Here is an 18133-nt window from a genome sequence, read left to right as displayed (position 1 = left end):
TTTTCCCTGCTTCCAGTTGTCTCCGTGGCTGCCCAGGCCCATCACCTGAGGGCCCATCCCGTATGAAAGCCTTCGTCCCCCTGCTCGCCGCCGCCGCCGCCGCCACCTCGTTGGCCTTTGCCCAGGCGCCGCTCACCGAGGAGCCCTCCGCGGCTCCCCAGGCTCTCACGGGCAATGCCCCGTCCGAGGCCCAGCTCTCCCCACCTCCCGACGCCGACAAGGTGCTCGTGTCTCCCGGGTATGTGGAGGTGCTCAACCCCGCCTTCCCGGATCCACCTCCGCCCGCGCCCGCGCAGCCCCGCATCTTCAAGGGCCGCGCCTACGGCCTGGACGACCTGGCGCCGTACTTCGCCCAGGGCAAGCTCCTGGAGGCCAAGCAGGCCTTCGACAAGGGCTTCTACGTCCGCGCCCGCGAGCTGCTGGAGAAGGAGGGCCACTCCCTGCCGGTGCGCTACCTGCGTGCCCTGAGCGCGGTGCGCGCCGGGGATGACAAGCGCGCCGCCGAGGAGATGACCGCCCTGGCCGGGGACTACCCCGCGCTGCGCGATCGCTGCCTCACCCATGCCGGCGTGGCGCTCGAGTCGCTCGGCCGCTTCGCCGACGCCGCCGTGCTGCTCGCCCAGGTGCCCGACAGCTCCCGGCTGTACGCCGATGCCCGCCTGGCGCTCGGCCGGGTGCTGCGCAAGGCCAAGGACACCGAGGCCGCGCTCGCCGCGCTCGCTCCCCTGTCCAGCCGCACCTCGCCCTCCTGGGGCCGCAACGTCGCCGCCGAGGCCCTCATGGCCAGCGCCGACATCGCCGCCGAGAAGAAGGACAAGACGCGCGAGCGTGAGTTCCTCTGGCGCCTGTGGGCCAACCACCCCCTCACGCCCCTGGCCCAGCAGGCCGAGAAGCGGCTCAAGGGCCAGCAGGCGCCCGTGGACATCAAGGTGGCGCGCGCCGAGCAGCTCATCGAGCTGCACCGCAACAAGCAGGGCCTCGACGTGCTCGAGCCGCTGCTGCCCAAGCTCAAGCTGCCGGACGCGCTCGCCTGCCGCGCGCACTTCGCCTTCGGCAAGGGCCTGCGCAAGGAGCGCCAGCACACCCGCGCCATCTCCACGCTCACCCCCGTGGTGGAGAAGTGCCAGGACCGCGATCTGCTGCCGCGTGCCATGTACGTGCTCGGCTCGTCGCGCTCCATCGTGGACCAGGTGCAGGGCCCGCAGACGTACGAGCGGCTCGCCCGCGAGTACCCGGATCACTCCTTCGCCGACGACGCCCTCTTCTACGCCGCGGACCTCTATACGAAGACGGGCCGTCTGGAGCTGGCCTCGCAGCGGCTCAAGGACGTGGTGAAGCTCTACCCCCAGGGGGACTTTCTCGGCGAGGCGCTCTTCAAGGACTTCTGGATCTCCCGCACGCTGAAGGCCGCGGACGGCGGGGTGCCCATGCTCCTGGAGATCGAGAAGCGCTTCGCCGACGCGGACGAGACGTACGACCTGGAGCGCGCGCAGTACTGGCGGGCGCGCACCCTGCAGGACAAGGGTGACAAGAAGACCGCGGCGGAGCTCTTCGAGACGATCGCGGTGGAGCACCCGGCCACCTACTACGGGCTGATGGCTCGCACGATGCTCGCCGAGCTGGAGCCCGCGCGCATGGAGCGCGTGGCGCCGCAGATCGACTTCACCCAGCAGGAGCGCCGCGGTCCCTGGCCGCTGCACGCGGGGGCGATGGAGAAGGATCCGCACTTCACCGCCGCCGTGGAGCTGATGCGCCTGGGCTTCCCCGAGGCCGTCTCCTCGGAGCTGCTCGCCGTCAACCGCACCAACCTGCCGTCGGAGAATGTCCGGCTGCTCGTCCAGCTGCTGTCGCTCTCGGGTGACGAGCGGGGTGCCCATGCGGTGGCCCGCGTGGCGCTGCGCCGCGACCTGAGCGGCCGCATCACCCCGGAGACGCGGCCGGTGTGGGAGGTGGCCTACCCCAACGCCTTCCGCGCGCTCATCGAGAAGCACACCGCCGCGGCTGGCGTGGAGCCGGATCTGCTCCAGGCGTTGATGCGCGAGGAGAGCGCGTTGGACCCCAAGGCGCTCTCCTGGGCGGGCGCGCTGGGCCTCACCCAGCTCATGCCCTCCACGGCGCAGGCGGTGGCGCGCCAGCTCAAGCTCAAGAAGGTGACGACCCAGGCGCTCCTGGAGCCGGACCTCAACATCCGGCTGGGCGCGCAGTACCTGGGCTCGCTCATCAAGCGCTTCTCCGGGCACACCCCGTATGCGGTGGGCAGCTACAACGCCGGCCCCAACGCCATCGACCGGTGGCGCGCGGACCGTCCGGGGGTGCCGCTGGACGCGTGGGTGGAGGAAGTGCCCATCGCGGAGACGCGCGGCTACATCAAGCGGGTGCTGCGCTCCTACAACACCTACCAGCTGCTCTACGGGCGGCCGGCCAAGGTGTCGGGTGTGCAGGCCGCCAGCCGGTAGCGTCCACTCCCGGACGTGAAGGGCAGGGGAGTTGGGTGGCGCGCGAGCCCCCGGCCCCTTACAATCCGGCTCGTGGGTGCACCCTCGACCGAGAACGGGGGGAAGAACGCTCTGCTGCGAGCGCTCCCCTCCATTGAGCAGCTCCTGCGCCGGCCCTCCCTGGAGGAGAGGCTGGCGGCGATTCCGCGTCCCCGAGCCGTGGCGGCGCTGCGGCTGGCGGTGGCGCGCGTGCGCGAGCGGCTGTTGCGCGGCGAGGCCCGTCCCTTCGAGGACGAGGACGTGGACGAGGCGCTGCGCGTGCTGGCCACGCCCAACCTGCGGCCCGTGCTCAACGCCACCGGGGTGGTGCTGCACACCAACCTGGGCCGCGCCCCGCTGGCCCCCGAGGCCGTGGCCCGCGTGGCCGAGGTGGCGCGCGGCTACTCCAACCTCGAGTACGACCTGGACGAGGGCGAGCGCGGCAGCCGCTATGCCCCCGTGGTGGAGCTGCTCACCCAGCTCACCGGTGCCGAGGACGCCCTGGTGGTGAACAACTGCGCGGGCGCGGCGCTGCTGGTGCTCGCCACGCTGGCGGCGGGCCACGAGGCCATCGTCTCGCGCGGGGAGCTGGTGGAGATCGGCGGCGGCTTCCGGGTGCCGGACGTGATGAAGCAGTCCGGGGCGCGCCTGGTGGAGGTGGGCACCACCAACCGCACCCGCCGCTCGGACTACGAGTCGGCCCTCACGCCGGACACCGGCGTGCTGATGAAGGTGCACCGCTCCAACTTCGCGGTGGTGGGCTTCACCGAGGAGGTGGAGGTGAAGGAGCTGTCCGCGCTCGGCCGCGCGCGCGGGGTGCCCGTGTTCGTGGACCTGGGCTCCGGGGCGCTGGTGCCGCTCACGGGCGAGGGCCTCACGGAGGAGCCCACCGTGCCCGCCACCGTGGCCGCGGGCGCCGACGTGGTGGCCTTCTCCGGGGACAAGCTGCTGGGAGGGCCGCAGGCCGGCATCATCGTGGGCCGCACCGAGTTGATCGCCCGCATCAAGAAGCACCCGCTCACCCGGGCGCTGCGCATCGACAAGATGACGGTGGCGGCCCTGGAGGCCACGCTGGAGCTGTACCGGGATGGCCGGCCGGAGGCCGTCCCCACCTACCGGATGCTCACCTGGCCCGTCGAGGAGCTCAAGGCTCGCGCCGAGCGCTTGCACGGCCTCCTGGTGTTGAAGGGACTCAAGGCCCGGGTGGCGCCCATCTCGGGACAGGTAGGCGGAGGAGCGATGCCCCTGGCCAGGTTGCCGTCCTATGCGTGCATCCTCACCGTTGGGGAGCCAGCAGCGTTCCTGGAATGTCTTCGCGGAGCGCGAGTTCCGGTGATTGGGCGGATCTCGGACGGCGAGGTGGTTATGGACGTCCGGTGTCTGGCGGAGGAGGACCTCGGGCCGGTCGCTGACGCCGTCGGTACGGCCTCACAGGGAAGGCATGCATGTTGAACAGCGCCGTTCTCGTCCTGAACCGTAACTATCAACCGGTGCACGTCACCTCGGTGAAGCGCGCCCTCTCGCTGCTCTACCTGGGCGTGGCCAAGGCCATCGACACCCAGTACCGCCTCTATGAGTTCGCGGACTGGGCGGCCCTGAGCGCCAGTGCCCCGCACGACAGCGTCAACACCATCGACCGGCGCATCCGCGTGCCCCGGGTGGTGGTGCTCTCCGCCTACGAGTACCTGCCCAAGGGCCGGGTGCGCTTCTCCCGCCTCAACATCTACGCGCGCGACCATGACACCTGCCAGTACTGCGCCCGGCAGTTGCCGCGCTCGGAGCTGAACCTGGACCATGTCGTGCCGCGCTCCCAGGGGGGCAAGACGAGCTGGGAGAACGTGGTGTGCTCGTGCGTGCCCTGCAACCTCCGCAAGGGCGGGCGCACGCCGGCGCAGGCGGGCATGAAGCTCCTCAAGGTGCCCATGCGGCCCCGCTGGACGCCCTTCTTCCGCGGCGCCTCCCGCCGCATCACCTACCGCGAGTGGCTGCCGTTCCTGAACCTCGCCGACGCCTCGTACTGGAACGTCGAGCTGCTCGACGACTAGCGGGGCCTGCACGCCACTGGAGTTTTCCAGGCGGCTTGTAGCGGGCCTTTGGCCGTGGCCGATGTAGGGCTTGTGGGGTCTCCCGCGAAGCGCGGATTCTGTCCTCGCTTCGACTTTCAGGGAGACATCCATGCAGAAGAATCGCTGGCTGGTGCTGAGCGCGCTCGCACTGGTCATGAGCATCGCGGGCTGTGACTGTGGCGGTGGGCCGCCGGGTACCAACGATGACGCAGGGGTCATCGACGACGGCGGAACCAACAATGGTGATGATGGTGGGGACGTCACCCCGGATGACGGCGGTCCCGGGACCCTCCCGGATGGCGGTGTGCCCCCGGCGTGCTTGAACGTGGGCGCTGCCTGCAGCCGTGCCGATGATGCGGGGACGGGGACCTTGTGCTGTAGCGGTGTGTGTGGTGCGGACAGCCGTTGTGCGGAGCCCGACACGCTCTGCCGGACCCCCGGCGAGGCCTGCACCTCCGGCATCAATTGCTGCACCAACGTGTGCCTGAGCAACGGCACGTGCGGCGCCACCCAGTGCCTCGACATCGGCGGCTCGTGCTCCACCAGCGAGCAGTGCTGCACCAAGACGTGCACCGGCGGCAAGTGCGCCCAGATTCCGAGCGACACCAGCTCGATGTGCAAGGTGATTGGCCAGGCGTGTGCGGGCGACGGCGACTGCTGCTCCACCAACTGCCAGGCCGGCATCTGCGCCCGTGCCTACTCCTGCCAGGGCTACGGCGACATCTGCACCAAGAACTCGGAGTGCTGCGGCAACGCGTGCTCGGCCCCGGACGGCGGCGTGGGCCGTTGCCAGTTGATCACCGGTGGTGGTGGTGGCGCCTGCGTTCAGGACGGCAACCCGTGCAGCAGCGGCTCCGGCTGCTGCTCGCGGACCTGCGTGGACCTCGGCTACGGCGCCACGGTCTGCCAGCCTGTGGGTGGTTGCAAGCTCACCGGAAACTTCTGCAACCAGGACAGCGACTGCTGCGGCGGTGGCAAGTTCCCCGACGGCGGGCCCATCAACCCCAACGGCACCGTGAAGTGCGTGGGCGGCCGCTGCGACAACGGGCAGGCCTGCAACGGCGTGGGCAACATCTGCGGCGCCGGGACGCTGCCGGACGGTGGCTCCGTCGACATCAACGCCTCCCAGAACTGCTGCGACGGCAAGAAGGAAGTGTGCCAGGTGGACTCCTCCGGCGTGCCGCGCTGCTTCGGCGGCGGTACCGGCCCGAGTGGCGCATGTCCCAGCGGCTACACCGGCGAGGCGCCCTGCTGCATCGCGCAGACCAACACCTGCCAGTTCTCCGAGCAGTGCTGCGATGGTGCCCTGTGCCTCCCGGCGGGTGATGGGACGGGCCGGCTGTCCTGCCAGAAGCCGACGTGCGCCCCGGTGGGGACGCCCTGCGGGACGGATGGCGGCGACTCGTGCTGCGCGGGCACCCAGTGCCTGCCCACCTCCGAGCTGACCAAGGCCTGCCAGGTGCCCTACACCCCGCCGCCTCCCTCGGACGGTGGCACCCCTGCGGACGCGGGCACGGGCGGCGCCTGCCAGGCCAACGGCACCACGTGCTCCTCCGCCAGCCAGTGCTGCTCGAGCATCTGCTCGGCGGGTAAGTGCGAGGCGCCCGCGGCCTGCCAGCCCATGAATGGGACGTGCACCTCCGGCTCGGACTGCTGCAGCGGCCTGCGCTGCGACGTCCCCGCGGGGGACACCACCGGCAGATGCCAGGACGGGGCTACCTGCTCGTCCAGCGGCCAAGCCTGCTCGCCGACCAGCCCGTGCTGCACGGGCTTGTCCTGCCGCACGTCGACCGGGCTGGCGTGCGATGGAACTTCGGCCTGCGTCTGCCGGATCCCCATCAACTAATTGGCCAGGGAGTCGACGCGGAGCGCGGGACAGGTTTTGATACGGATGCTTTGAGTCCACCCAGTCCCTCCTCCGCGTCGCAGCCCGCTCGTTCGTCCCCGCCCGCCCAGCCGTCCGCGGGCGCGGCCGTGCGCACGGACCCCGAGTCTCCGGGGATCCTCGCGCGCAACCGCCCCCACCGCATCATCGCGGTGGGAGGCGGCAAGGGCGGTATCGGCAAGTCGCTCGTCTCCGCCAACCTCGGCGTCGCGCTGGCCCTTCGAGGCCAACGCGTTCTGCTGGTGGACGCGGACCTGGGCGGCGCCAACCTCCACACCTGTCTGGGCGTTGCCCAACCCACGGCCACCCTGTCGGACTTCATGTTGCGCCCCAAGGCGCGGCTGGAGGACGTCATCGTGCCCACCGGCGTGACGAACCTGTCACTGATCGCCGGCGCGTTGGACGTGCTGGACGCCGCCAACATCAAGTACGCCCAGAAGCAGCGGCTGTTGCGCAGCCTGCAGACCCAGTCGGTGGACTACCTCATCATCGACCTGGGCGCGGGCTCCAGCTTCAACACGCTCGACTTCTTCATCATCGCCGACCACGGCGTGCTGGTGCTGCTGCCCGAGCCCACCTCGGTGGAGAACGCCTACCGCTTCATCAAGGCCGCCTTCTACCGCCGGCTCCAGCAGGTGGAGTCGCAGTACGGCATCGAACGGCTGGTGGAGCGGGCCCTGTCCACCCGCGAGGGGGCCGCGCGCACGCCCCATCAGATCATCCAGCACGTGCGGCAGCAGAACGCCGCGCTCGCCGAGCGGCTCGAGAAGGAGCTGGCCGCCTTCCGCGTGAAGCTGGTGCTCAACCAGGCGCGCTCCGATGGCGACCTGAACGTGGGCGCCGCGGTGGTCTCCGCGTGGAAGAAGTTCTTCGGCCTGGAGATGGATGACCTGGGCGCCATCCGCTACGACGACGAGGCTTGGCGGGCGGTGCGCAAGCGCAGGCCCATCGTCCTGGAGAAACCCGAGTCTCCTGCCGCCATTGGTATCCAGCGCATCGCCGACCGCCTGCTGGCGCTCGACGGGGTGACGGGGTGATGTCCGCCATGAAGCACTTCGAGCAACAGTCCTATTACGAGCTCCTGGAGGTGCCAGTCACCGCCTCGGAAGATCAGATCCTCGACGCCTACGCGCGCGCGATGGAGACGTACTCGCCCGACTCCATCGCCGTGTACACGCTGGCGGAGCCGGAGCAGCTCGAGTCCCTGCGCGAGCAGCTCACCCAGGCCATGGAGGTGCTCTGCGCGCTGGATCAGCGCCTCGAGTACGACCGGAAGATTGGCGTGACGCGCTCGCCCGAGGAGCTGGCCCGTCTGCGCGCCGAGTCGCTCAAGCGCGCCGCCGGGAACGAGTCCGCCAACGGGGCAGGGGCGCCGCAAGTCCCTCAGGCCGCCGCCGAGGTGACGCAGGAAGTCCAGGCCCCGCTCGCCGCCGAGGAGGAGCTGCCGGAGGCGGAGGTGGTAACGGGCGAGGTGGAGCTGGTGGCCGAGCCAGCGCCGGTGGCCGAGGACAAGCCCACCGCGAGCGAGCCCGTGTCCGAGCCGCCGGCCGCTGCCGCTGCCGTCGAGGCTCCCTCGGACGAGGCCGCTCCCTCCGCGCCTGGCGCCGCCCCAGCCGAGAACCCCCCGGTCCCCGCCGCGCCCACCCCCGGTGCCGTCCCGGTGGTGCCCAGGGCCGCGAAGCCGGGCCTGTCCCGGTCCCTCACTCCCGCGCCCGTCTCGGGGTTCAAGCCGGCCATTCATGCCCGGCCCATGGCTCCCGTGGCTCGTCACGGAGCGGCCGGAGCGGCCGTGCCGCCCCCGTTGCCGCCGCGCAATGGGGCCCGTGCCATCGTGCGTGCGGAGGCCGAGCCCACGCCTCCGGCTCCGGCCCCTCGCCCCGGCGACTCGCGCACCCGGCTCAAGTCGGTGCCCGACATCCCCCCGGATGCGGAGTTCAACGGGGAGCTGCTGCGCCAGGTCCGCGAGAGCCGCAACCTGTCGCTGCAGATGCTCGCGGACCGCACGCGCATCTCCTCCCGGCACGTGGAGAACATCGAGGCGGACCGCTACGACAGCCTGCCCACGTCCGTCTATCTGCGCGGCATGTTGATGAGCATCGCTCGCGAGCTGGGCCTGGATCCGCTCCGGGTGTCGCGGAGCTACATGGGTCTCGCAGGCGGTGAGAAAAAGAACCGCTGAACCTTCCCGGGCCGCTCGAGCGTCCCCCAGGTGTCCGCTGCCCTGTCAGCGAAGTTGACACCCTGGGGGGGGCTGCTTAGAAAGGTCCAGGATGACTGAAGAAGAAAAGATCAAGGCCATGCGGCTGGCCCGCGCGATTGCCTCGGATATCTCGCTCTACAACGAGCAGAAGATCATCAAGGGCATCGAGCAGGACAACCTCTTCGAGGTCCTCAAGGAGGAGCTCGAGGAGGGCCGGGAGCTCTACAAGAGCCGCGTCAGCCCGGAGATCTTCCAGAAGATGAATTTCTTCGAGCGGGCCATCAACGACATCGTCCTGCGCTCCAAGGCGCACGTGAAGTCGAAGATCTGGTGACCCCCGAGGCGCGAGAGCACCGTGCCCCGCCCGAGGCCCGTGGCGATCGGCTGGATCAGGTTCTCGCGCGCGCTTTTCCCGATCTGACGCGCTCGCGCATCCAGGGCCTCATCGAGGCCGGGCACGCGCGGATCGACGGCAAGCCCGCCAAGGTGGCCCAGCGGCTGCGCGGCGGCGAGCTGCTCTCCCTTCACATTCCCGCTCCCGTGCCGGCGGTGCCGGTGGCCGAGGAGCTGCCGATCTCGGTGCTGCACGAGGACCGGGAGCTCGTCGTGGTGGACAAGGCGGCGGGGATGGTGGTGCACCCGGGAGCGGGCCACGCCTCGGGGACGCTGGTCAACGCGCTGCTGCACCGGGTGAAGGATCTGGCCGGAGTGGGCGGCGAGCTGCGCCCGGGCATCGTGCACCGGTTGGACAAGGACACCACGGGCTGCCTGGTGGTGGCCAAGCACGAGTCGGCGCTGGTGGCGCTGCAGAAGGCCTTCAAGACGCGGGTGGTGGAGAAGACGTACTTGGCGCTCGTGCACGGGACGCCCAAGGCCGCCGAGGCGCGCATCGAGACGCTCTACGGCCGCCACCCGGTGAACCGCCAGCGCTTCACCGGCAAGGTGAAGGAGGGGAAGCCCGCCATCACCGTGTACCGCGTGCTCGAGGCGTTCGAGGACGCCGCGCTGGTGGAGGTGGATCTGCTCACCGGCCGCACGCATCAGATTCGCGCGCACCTGTCGGAGGCGGGCCACCCGCTGCTGTGCGACAGCCTGTATGGCGCGGGCCGCAAGGCGAAGGGGAGGGCGGCGGAGGCGCAGGAGGTGCTGGGCCGCCAGGCGCTGCACGCGTGGAAGCTGGCCTTCCCGCACCCGCGCACGGGCAAGGTGCTGCACGTGGAGGCGCCGCTGCCCGCGGATTTCACCGCCGCGCTGAAGGTGCTGCGCGAGAGCCCCGCGGCCCAGCCCAAGGCCCGGTCCCGGAAGAAGTGAGCCGGGCAGAGGGTTGTCCTGGACGCGAGCGGTGAGGCGAGGTTATGCCCCGCTCCGTCCGGCGGGCTCATTGGGGAGCGCGCCGGGCCCGGACGAGGTGCGCCGTACCCGGTCACGACAAGACGACGCCTGAGAAGGAGTGTGCGTCATGGCGTGGGTGCTGCTCGTCATCGCTGGGCTGCTCGAGATGTGCTGGGCCATCGGGCTCAAGTACACCGAGGGCTTCACCCGGCTCGTGCCTTCCGTGCTGACGGGGGGAGCCATCGTCGCCAGCATGGTGCTGCTGGGGGTGGCGGCCAAGACTCTGCCCATTGGCACTGCCTACGCCGTCTGGGTGGGCATCGGAGCCCTGGGCGCGGCCGTGCTGGGCATCGTCCTGTTCCACGAGCCTGTCACCCCCGGGCGCGTCTTCTTCCTCGCGCTGCTGCTGACGTCCATCATCGGCCTGAAGTTCACGAGCGGCGGGGAGCACTGACGCCTCGGGGGCAAGTCCCTTCAGGGGGGCGCTCACAGGAATGGGTGGGGCACCTTCCGGCCGCGCGGCGTGCCGACTGGTCCGACAGTAGGACCAGTTGCTCCCGAGCGCGGCCAGGACCTCCTGGGGACGAGCAGGAGGCGTGCGCCCGGCGGAGGCTGCCGTTAGTGGTGGGGCCGCCATGGCCTCTTCGCTCCCTCCGGACTCCTTCCGCCCTTCGCGCACCGTGACGCCCCCTCGGGTGGCCATCATCGGCGCGGGCCTCGCGGGGCTCACGCTGGCCCGATTCCTCACCGATACGGGCTTCCCGGTGAAGGTGTTCGACAAGGGCCGGGGCCCCGCGGGCCGCATGTCCACCCGCCGCCAGGACGGCGGCACCTTCGACCATGGGGCCCAGTACTTCACCGCGAGGGACCCGGGCTTCCAGCGCATGGTGGGCACGTGGGTGGAGCAGGGCCTCGTCGCCGAGTGGCGCGGGCGCTTCGGCTCGCTGGAGCACGGCACGGTGACTCCCGAGACGGACGGCCCCGTGCGCTACGTGGGCGTGCCCGGGATGAACGCCGTGGCGCAGCAGTTCGCCTCGGGCGTGGACCTGCGCTGTGGCGTGCGGGTGGAGCATGTCCGGCGGGAGCAGGGCGCCTGGGCGCTCACTTCCGAGTCGGGCGAGGCGCTGGGGGTTTTCGATGCCGTGGTGGCCGCCGTTCCCGCGCCGCAGGCCGTCCCGTTGCTCTCCGGGGCTCCCGAGCTGGCGGCTCGCGCGGCCGGGGTCCGCATGGAGCCCTGCTGGGCGGTGATGGCGAGCTTCGACGCCCTCGTGCCCCTGCCGCTCGATGGGGTGTTCATCCATGGATCGCCCTTGAGCTGGGCCGCGCGCGACAGCAACAAGCCCGGCCGGCCTCCGGGTGAGCGGTGGGTGCTCCACGCCTCTCCCGAGTTCACCCGCGAGCACCTGGAGGAAGCGCCCGAAGTCGTGGCGCCGCGGCTCGTCGAGGCGTTCGCACGTGCGGCCGGTGTGGAGCTTCGTCCGCGAGAGGCCGTGGCTCACCGCTGGCGTTATGCCCGCGCCGAGCCCGCGCTCACCGAGGGGGCTCTCTTCGATGAAAGCACGGGGCTCGGGGCCTGCGGCGACTGGTGCGCGGGCTCCCGCATCGAGGGCGCTTTCGTGAGCGCCGTGGCCCTGTCACGGAGGATCGCGGTCCTCACACGGTGACGGGCACCCTCACCCCGTCCCTCTCCCGGAGGGAGAGGGGTGCTTGGGGCATTGGGGGCAGGGGACTGCGAGGGGGCTTTTTTACACGCCTCCGAGCGTCATCGTCTGCTGGCGGCGGCTGAGCACCTTCACCGGCTGGATGGCCATGACGCGCATGAAGACCTGGAGCAGCTCCGGGTCGAACTTGTGGCGCATCTCCGTCCACATCAGCATCAGCGCCACCTCGGGGCCGTAGGCATCGCGGTAGGGCCGCCTCGACGTCAGCGCGTCGTAGGCGTCGCAGATGGCGAGGATCTTCGCGTACACCCCGAGGCTCGTCTTCGGGATGATCATCTCGATGTTGCCCCGGCCGTCCCGCACCGCCGTGCCGAAGTCCGCCTTGTGCTCGAACGTCGTCACCACGCGCAGCAGCGTCGAGCGCGTGAAGCCCTTCTCCATCAGGATGTTGCGGATGGAGACGAGCGGCGCCTTCTGGATGAGCGCCTTCTCCTCGGCACTCAGCGCGCCCTTCTTGGTGGACAGCTCCTCCGGCAGCGTCACCATGCCCGCATCGTGGAAGAGCGCGGTGTAGCCCAGGTCTCTCAGCTGCGCCTTGGTGAGCCCCAGCTCCATGCCGAACACGATGCTCATCAGGCACACGTTCACCTGATGGTAGACGAGGTAGTCCACCTCGCTCTTCTTCATCGTGGTCATCCCCAGGAAGTGCGTCTTCTGATCGAAGGAGATGTCCACGAAGTCCTGGACGATCCGCAGCGCCTTCGCCGTGTTCAGCGGCTTGCCGGCCTGCACCGACTCCAGGTACTTCGACAGGAAGAACACCGCGCGCGAGTACACCGTCATCGCGTACTTCTTGCGGTCCACCTTCTGATCATCCGGGTTGGCCAGCTCGTCCCGGTTGAGCTTCTCGCGCAGCTTGGAGAAGCGAGTGACCTTCATGTTGAGCAGCTTGCGGCCCGCCAGCCCCTCCTCTTCCGCCGACGCCGCCTGGTCCTTGCTGAAGATCCAGATGAAGTTCTTCAGGTCCGGCACCGTGACGGGCTTGTTCAGCGAGATGCCGCCCACGTCCTTGGACCGCATCTCCCCCAGCAGGTAGCGCTGGTTGTCGATGGAGTTCAGGTCCACCTTCACCAGCATGTTGTTGAGGTAGAAGGAGTCCTTGACGCCCACCAGCTCCAGCCGGCCTTCCTTGGAGATGATCTGGTTGACGATGCCCTGCAGCTGCAGCAGCGGCTTCTCGAAGACGGCGTTCTCCGGGTCGTACATCTTCACCGAGCGGATCAGCATGTACAGGCCCGACACCAGCCCGCGCGCCAGCGTCTGCAGCTTCTCCGAGTAGCCGCGGCCGAACTCGCCGACGTTCTCTTCCTGGCCCTGGGTGACCTTCACGGCATTGTCCATCATGGGGTTCAGGCCTCCTCGGTAGTGGACGTCTCGCCGAACAGCGTCTTCTTCGTCTGGTACATGGCCTTGCGCGCGGCGTTGAGCACCTCGATGGGCTGGCTCTTGTCCTCCACCACGCCCTGCAAGGCCTTGTACGAGGGGATGGAGCACGCGCCCGCCAGCCCGGCGATGGCCAGCAGCTTGTCCTCCAGCACCTTCTTCTTGTGGAGCATCGTGGGCTTCACCGCGATGATCTGCAGCAGCATCGAGATGGCCCCGGGCAGCCCCGTGGCCCCCAGCGCCGTGTAGATGGCCGTGCGCTCCTCGATGCTCTTCTTCTCGAAGTTCGCGTCCTTCATCAGCCGCACCAGGTCCACGTAGGCCTTGTCCCGGTCGAACTCCGGCAGCAGCCGGGCCGCCAGCATGCGCACCTGGGTGGCGGGATCGTTGAGCGCCTCGAGGATGAGCTTGCGCGCCTCGGCGGTGCGGCCCCGGGCGATGATGTTCATCACCTCCAGCTTCACCGCGAGGTTCTTGTTGAGCAGCACCAGGCCGAACATCTTCACCCGGTCCGGATGGTTGCTCTTCTCCAGGATGTAGACCATGTCGCGCACGGTCTGCGGCCGATCGGACTCCAACCGCTGCACGAAGGGCTGCGGATTCTCCTGCGCGAAGCGCGCCAGTGCGTCGCACACCAGCAGGCGGTTCTCCGGGATTTCAATCGTCTCCAGCGCGTTGAGCAGCGTGAACACGGTGGAGGCATCCAGCGCCTGCAGGTAGCGGGTGATGTCCACCGGCTGCCTCGGGCGCGTCGACTTGAGCATCTCCGCCAGCCGCATCACCCGCTGCTCCTCGCCCATCTTCAGGACGAAGTGCGACAGCAGCGAGCCGATGCTGCTCTCGGGCGCGCGCTGCGCCATGGAGCGCATCTTCAGGACGATCTGGTTGATGGTGCCGTAGTCATCCTGGATGAGCATGGCGTCCAAGAGCTGAACGAAGACCTCCTCGAGCAGCGCCGTGTCGTCCACGCCTCCTTCGATCACCTGGAAGATGGCGCTCATCAGCTTGGGGAAGAGCCGGGCGTTCTCCTCCTCGGAGATCTCCCGCTGGAGCCGGGCCTTGAGCTCGTCCGAGGCGTAGTTGCCGGCCACCACCAGGCCGCGCATCTGCTCCACGCCCTCCAGCTTGGAGTCCAGGTCCTCCGCGTTCACGCGGGCGAAGCGCAGGTAGTCGTCCGAGTTCGTCTTGAGGCGCGAGTAGAGGTAGCCGACCACCTTGTCGACCTCGACCTCGACCTCCTGCTCGGAGACCTCGTCCATCTTGAAGCCTTCGACGACCACGTACTCGACGTGCTCCAGGCCCGAGCGCCACAGCTGGGCCAGCACGTCCTCCGCACCACGCTCGGGCTCGGACAGGGCGATGAGCGTGAACGTCACCAGCTCCGACACCGTGAGGCCCGGCCGGAAGATGAGCTGGCGGATGCCGTCCCGGAAGAACTTGTAGGGCAGCGGCGTGTCCTCGGAGAAGGTCGGCTCGCCGTTGAGCATGAAGTTCTGCTGCTCGACCTTGAGGGACAGCGGGCCGTGCTTGTCCGTGTACGCGGCCAGCGCCTCCTGGGCCCGGGTGAGGAAGTCCGGGAAGCGCGCCTCGTTGTGCCGGTACATGCCGATCTGCTTGATGCCCTTGAGCAGATGGAAGGTGAAGTTGCGCGCGGCCTCCAGCTTCTCCTGGACGGCCGGGTCCGTCGTGGGATCCTGGGCGGTGCTGCTGGCGGGCTGTGCCTGGGGGGCCATGACGTCCTTGGATGGGCGGGCAGGGGAGAGGGGAGTTCAGTGTACCCCGTTTCTTCCCGTTTCGCCTCCCTGGAAATAGTCAGAAACACGGGGGGTTGCCCACCGCTGTGTCCAGTAAGGGTTACTCCGCGTGTAGGGTCTGTGCACCCCCCCTACACCCGGGGCGGAGGGGCCCGGGCAGGGCACTTTGAGGCGCTTCCGCGGTGTGGGAGCGTCTACCCGGCCGCTCCCGGGACGGGGCTTGGAGAAACATGCGGATGGGACGTAGGAGAGATGAGCCATGACAACCGCCGGAAACATCATGCGGAGCAGGGCTCTGCTGGTCAGCGAGAGCCTGCGCTACACGCCGGGAAGCGTGCAGGGCCACCGCGTCGTCTCGATGCAGGGGGACGGCTTCATCGGGGTGGCCGCGGCGCTGAGCGTCTCCGAGTATGTCGTCCTGCTGTTGCCGGGAGTGACCCTGCTGCGCGAGCGCAAGCCCGACACCAGCGTGGGCGAGGCCTTGTTCTGCGAGGCCCAGGTCCAGCGCAGCGCGGTGGTGCTCACCATCAACGTCGCCTGGCGCGAGTCCCCGGCCACCCCCCAGCAGTGGCGCGACACCTTCGCGGAGGACCTGGACCTCGAGCGGCAGTCGGCCGCGTTCCGGGACAAGCTGGAGTTCGTGGACGTGCCCGAGGCGTTCCAGCACCTGCCGGACCGTGTCGTCCGCCGCTACGTGCCCAAGGCCAACCCCGCGCGGCTGTTCCAGGATGTCTGGCTCGGAGCCTCCCGCATCAACTTCGAGGTGATGGCCTCCGTCGACATGCCCGAGGAGTCCGCGGCCCGGGGGCTGGATCCGCTCATCGAGCACGCCGAGGTCTTCGTGGACCGGGATCTCATCCGCTCCTGGCCGGGCGTCGAGGCAGGGCCCATGAAGGAGCCGTAGCGCTCACGCTTCACGGGGAGCCGCTGTTCTCCGTCAGACGCGTCGTGCAGGCTGCGCCCTCTTTTTTCCGAGGGGGTTCTCTTGCCACAGTGGATGTCGAAGACGCTTCTCTTCCTGGCCGCGGGGCTGTGGTTGGCCACCACGGGCTGCACCCCCGAGCCCACCACGGGCTCGGCGCGTGTGCTGGCCTCCTTCCAGCAGGCCGCCTCCGCCAGCGGCGTCACGCGCGTGACGTTGACCGTCACCGGGCCGGACATGGAGCCGCTCGGCCTGCCCCTGGAGAAGACGGATGACCTCTGGGGCGGCACGCTCAGCGGCATCCCCGCGGGAGCGGAGCGTGTCTTCACCGCCGAGGCCTTCGATGCCGCCGGGACGAAGCTCTTCGCGGGGATGGCCCCGGGCGTCACCATCACCGCGGGCGGGACGGCGCTGGTGGCCATCACGCTGCAGGAGCTCGAGCCGCCGCCTCCCTTCGAGAACTCGATTCCCTCCATCGACTCGCTCACCGCCTCGGCGAGCCGAGTCGAGCCTGGAGGCATGCTCACGCTGCAGGCCACCGCGCATGATCCCGATCCGGGCGACACCCTCACCGTCTCCTGGGAGACCTGGGCGGGCAGCTTTGGCTCGCCGGCCAGCCTCACCACCACGTGGACGGCGCCCACGTTCCCGGCGACCGTCACCCTGCGGTTGAAGGTGACGGACTCGCGCGGGGCCACCGCCACCCTCGATTTCAACGTGACCGTCACCTCGGGGACGGGCCTCGCCGATGTCTCCCTCACGCTCAATGCCTGGCCCCGCGTCTCGAGCATGAATGCCTCGCCCTACCGCGTGGACGTGGGCGAGACGCTGACGGCGGAGGCGGCCGTGACGGATGCGAACGGCGACACGCCCACCTACGCGTGGACCGCGGGCTGCGCCGGAACCTGGACGGAGGCCACCAGCCGCAGCGCGCGCTTCACGCCCACCACCCGCCCGGCCGGCTCGGGCTGCGGGAGCTGCCCCCTCACCGTCAGCGTCTCGGACGGGCGCGGTGGCCGGTCGACGGGCACCCTCCATGTCTGTGTGGGACCCCGCGTCGCCGCGCGTTTCGCACCGGATGTCGTTGGCACCTACCAGTCCGCGGACTCGCTGCCCGACGATGGCAACGTCGTCCTTCGCGTGTCCGCGGCGGATTCGCAGGGCAGCGCCCTGACGTTCGCGTGGACGGCCAGCGCCGGGGAGGTGAGCGCGCCGGTGAGCACCGCCACCTCGAGCGAGGTCGTCTGGACGGCGCCGGGTGGCCTGCCCGAGGGCTCCACCGCGACCCTCACGGCCTCGGTGACCAACGCCCTGGGGCTCTCCACCACGGCCACCTTCCGCATCACCGGAGCGGCGACCGGGCCCGGATCGTGGGCCTCCACGGGCAGTCTGGCCACGATTCGTGGCGATCACTCGGCGACATTGCTGCCCTCGGGCAAGGTGCTGGTGGCGGGAGGCTCCTATTTCAGCGGGGGCAAGAGCACCTATCTCTCCTCGGCGGAGCTGTATGACCCCACCACGGGGACCTGGTCTCCCACGGGCAGCATGGCGGTGGGCCGCCGCTACCATGCCGCGACGCTGCTGGCCTCCGGCAAGGTGCTGGTCGTGGGCGGGGAGGGCAGTACCGGCGCGCTCGGAAGCGCGGAGCTGTATGACCCGGCGACCGGCACCTGGACCTCCGCGGGCTCCATGGCCGTGTCCCGCCAGTACCACACCAGCGTGAAGCTGCCCTCGGGCAAGGTGCTGGTGTTGGGAGGGATCAGCGGCGGCGTCACGCAGAGCAGCGCGGAGCTGTATGACCCGGAGACCAGCACGTGGTCTTCCGCCGGGAAGATGTCCGCGGGCCGCGGCTATACCACCGCGACGCTGCTGCCCTCGGGCAAGGTGCTGGTCGCGGGTGGAATCGAGGGGGGAACGACGACCCACGCCAGCGCGGAGCTGTATGACCCGGCGACGGGCACCTGGAGTGCCACGGGGAGCATGCTGTCTGCCCGGCGCTTCCACTTCGCCGTGTTGTTGCCCTCGGGCAAGGTGCTGGTGGGCGGTGGTCACGGGTCAAGCTTCGAGCTCGCCGCCGCGGAGCTGTATGACCCGGCGACCGGCAAGTGGACCGCGACCGGCAGCATGAGCACCCGGCGAGCCGTCCAGGCTGCGGCGCTCCTGACCTCCGGCAAGGTGCTGGTCACGGGAGGGTCCAGCGACAGCTCCACGTACCTCACCACTGCGGAGCGGTATGACCCGGCGACCGGCACGTGGACCCCCGTTGGAAACATGGCGTCACCCCGGCGGTGGCACACCCTCACGCGCCTGGCCTCCGGCAAGGTGCTGGTGACGGCGGGCCTGTATCAGAGCGGCGGTTATCTCTCGAGCGCGGAGCTGTACACGCCTTGAGTGCG

The 18133-nt window shown here is 69.7% G+C and carries 14 protein-coding genes and 1 riboswitch; of the genes, 12 read left to right on the top strand and 2 right to left on the bottom strand.

Features of this window, described 5'->3' with window-relative positions; all coding sequences use genetic code 11:
• Window positions 1-62 precede the first annotated feature (62 nt).
• From NR798_RS26700 to NR798_RS26655, 10 genes are all read left to right on the top strand, one after another.
• Window positions 63-2456 carry a transglycosylase SLT domain-containing protein gene (locus NR798_RS26700; RefSeq protein WP_375765323.1) on the top strand — a complete coding sequence of 798 codons (2394 nt, stop codon included), beginning with the start codon at window positions 63-65 and terminating at the stop codon, window positions 2454-2456.
• A gap of 72 nt (window positions 2457-2528) precedes the next feature.
• Entirely contained in the window at window positions 2529-3926 is a 1398-nt protein-coding gene (gene selA, locus NR798_RS26695) for an L-seryl-tRNA(Sec) selenium transferase (RefSeq protein ID WP_375765322.1), read from the top strand.
• Window positions 3920-4519, top strand: a complete 600-nt coding sequence (locus NR798_RS26690) for an HNH endonuclease (protein WP_375765321.1) — start codon at window positions 3920-3922, stop codon at window positions 4517-4519. Before selA ends, NR798_RS26690 begins: the two co-directional genes overlap by 7 nt.
• A 130-nt stretch (window positions 4520-4649) precedes the next feature.
• Window positions 4650-6386: a hypothetical protein gene (locus NR798_RS26685; protein WP_375765320.1), complete on the top strand. Its 1737-nt coding sequence runs from the start codon at window positions 4650-4652 to the stop codon at window positions 6384-6386.
• A gap of 128 nt (window positions 6387-6514) precedes the next feature.
• Window positions 6515-7462 carry a P-loop NTPase gene (locus NR798_RS26680; RefSeq protein WP_375765319.1) on the top strand — a complete coding sequence of 316 codons (948 nt, stop codon included), beginning with the start codon at window positions 6515-6517 and terminating at the stop codon, window positions 7460-7462.
• Window positions 7462-8604: a helix-turn-helix domain-containing protein gene (locus NR798_RS26675; RefSeq protein WP_375765318.1), complete on the top strand. Its 1143-nt coding sequence runs from the start codon at window positions 7462-7464 to the stop codon at window positions 8602-8604. Before NR798_RS26680 ends, NR798_RS26675 begins: the two co-directional genes overlap by 1 nt.
• Before the next feature lie 91 nt (window positions 8605-8695).
• Window positions 8696-8959, top strand: coding sequence for a hypothetical protein (locus tag NR798_RS26670; protein WP_047858179.1), 264 nt, complete (start codon window positions 8696-8698; stop codon window positions 8957-8959).
• Entirely contained in the window at window positions 8953-9936 is a 984-nt protein-coding gene (locus NR798_RS26665; protein ID WP_375773826.1) for an RluA family pseudouridine synthase, read from the top strand. The genes NR798_RS26670 and NR798_RS26665 overlap by 7 nt, the downstream gene beginning before the upstream one ends.
• A gap of 74 nt (window positions 9937-10010) precedes the next feature.
• Window positions 10011-10068, top strand: a riboswitch (guanidine-III (ykkC-III) riboswitch).
• A 16-nt stretch (window positions 10069-10084) separates the two neighbouring features.
• Window positions 10085-10411, top strand: a complete 327-nt coding sequence (sugE, locus tag NR798_RS26660) for a quaternary ammonium compound efflux SMR transporter SugE (protein WP_375765317.1) — start codon at window positions 10085-10087, stop codon at window positions 10409-10411.
• A 181-nt stretch (window positions 10412-10592) separates the two neighbouring features.
• Complete coding sequence (locus tag NR798_RS26655; protein ID WP_375765316.1) at window positions 10593-11621, top strand: NAD(P)/FAD-dependent oxidoreductase; 1029 nt, start codon at window positions 10593-10595, stop codon at window positions 11619-11621.
• An 81-nt stretch (window positions 11622-11702) separates the two neighbouring features.
• On the opposite strand, the gene NR798_RS26650 is transcribed toward NR798_RS26655, so the two are convergent.
• Both NR798_RS26650 and NR798_RS26645 read right to left on the bottom strand, forming a co-directional pair.
• Window positions 11703-13022 carry an HD-GYP domain-containing protein gene (locus tag NR798_RS26650; RefSeq protein WP_375765315.1) on the bottom strand — a complete coding sequence of 440 codons (1320 nt, stop codon included), beginning with the start codon at window positions 13020-13022 and terminating at the stop codon, window positions 11703-11705.
• Window positions 13023-13027: 5 nt separating this feature from the next.
• Window positions 13028-14794 carry a HEAT repeat domain-containing protein gene (locus NR798_RS26645; RefSeq protein ID WP_375765314.1) on the bottom strand — a complete coding sequence of 589 codons (1767 nt, stop codon included), beginning with the start codon at window positions 14792-14794 and terminating at the stop codon, window positions 13028-13030.
• Window positions 14795-15074: 280 nt separating this feature from the next.
• On the opposite strand from NR798_RS26645, the gene NR798_RS26640 reads away from it, so the two are divergent.
• Both NR798_RS26640 and NR798_RS26635 read left to right on the top strand, forming a co-directional pair.
• Complete coding sequence (locus NR798_RS26640; protein WP_375765313.1) at window positions 15075-15719, top strand: hypothetical protein; 645 nt, start codon at window positions 15075-15077, stop codon at window positions 15717-15719.
• A 93-nt stretch (window positions 15720-15812) separates the two neighbouring features.
• Window positions 15813-18128, top strand: a complete 2316-nt coding sequence (locus tag NR798_RS26635) for a kelch repeat-containing protein (RefSeq protein ID WP_375765312.1) — start codon at window positions 15813-15815, stop codon at window positions 18126-18128.
• The last annotated feature ends 5 nt before the right edge of the window (window positions 18129-18133 follow it).

The organism is Archangium gephyra (genome assembly GCF_042230915.1).
Lineage (GTDB): Bacteria > Myxococcota > Myxococcia > Myxococcales > Myxococcaceae > Archangium > Archangium gephyra_B.
The sequence above is the reverse complement of the archived record's forward strand: the minus strand, read 5'-3'. Positions and strand labels throughout refer to the sequence as shown.

Excerpts from the sequence above, each read along its gene's own strand:
- NR798_RS26640 (WP_375765313.1), top strand. The coding sequence starts at position 15,075 with ATGACAACCGCCGGAAACATCATGCGGAGCAGGGCTCTGCTGGTCAGC.
- NR798_RS26650 (WP_375765315.1), bottom strand. The coding sequence starts at position 13,022 with ATGATGGACAATGCCGTGAAGGTCACCCAGGGCCAGGAAGAGAACGTC.
- NR798_RS26675 (WP_375765318.1), top strand. The coding sequence starts at position 7,462 with ATGTCCGCCATGAAGCACTTCGAGCAACAGTCCTATTACGAGCTCCTG.
- NR798_RS26635 (WP_375765312.1), top strand. The coding sequence starts at position 15,813 with ATGTCGAAGACGCTTCTCTTCCTGGCCGCGGGGCTGTGGTTGGCCACC.
- NR798_RS26685 (WP_375765320.1), top strand. The coding sequence starts at position 4,650 with ATGCAGAAGAATCGCTGGCTGGTGCTGAGCGCGCTCGCACTGGTCATG.
- NR798_RS26670 (WP_047858179.1), top strand. The coding sequence starts at position 8,696 with ATGACTGAAGAAGAAAAGATCAAGGCCATGCGGCTGGCCCGCGCGATT.
- NR798_RS26690 (WP_375765321.1), top strand. The coding sequence starts at position 3,920 with ATGTTGAACAGCGCCGTTCTCGTCCTGAACCGTAACTATCAACCGGTG.
- NR798_RS26645 (WP_375765314.1), bottom strand. The coding sequence starts at position 14,794 with ATGGCCCCCCAGGCACAGCCCGCCAGCAGCACCGCCCAGGATCCCACG.
- sugE (WP_375765317.1), top strand. The coding sequence starts at position 10,085 with ATGGCGTGGGTGCTGCTCGTCATCGCTGGGCTGCTCGAGATGTGCTGG.
- NR798_RS26700 (WP_375765323.1), top strand. The coding sequence starts at position 63 with ATGAAAGCCTTCGTCCCCCTGCTCGCCGCCGCCGCCGCCGCCACCTCG.
- NR798_RS26655 (WP_375765316.1), top strand. The coding sequence starts at position 10,593 with ATGGCCTCTTCGCTCCCTCCGGACTCCTTCCGCCCTTCGCGCACCGTG.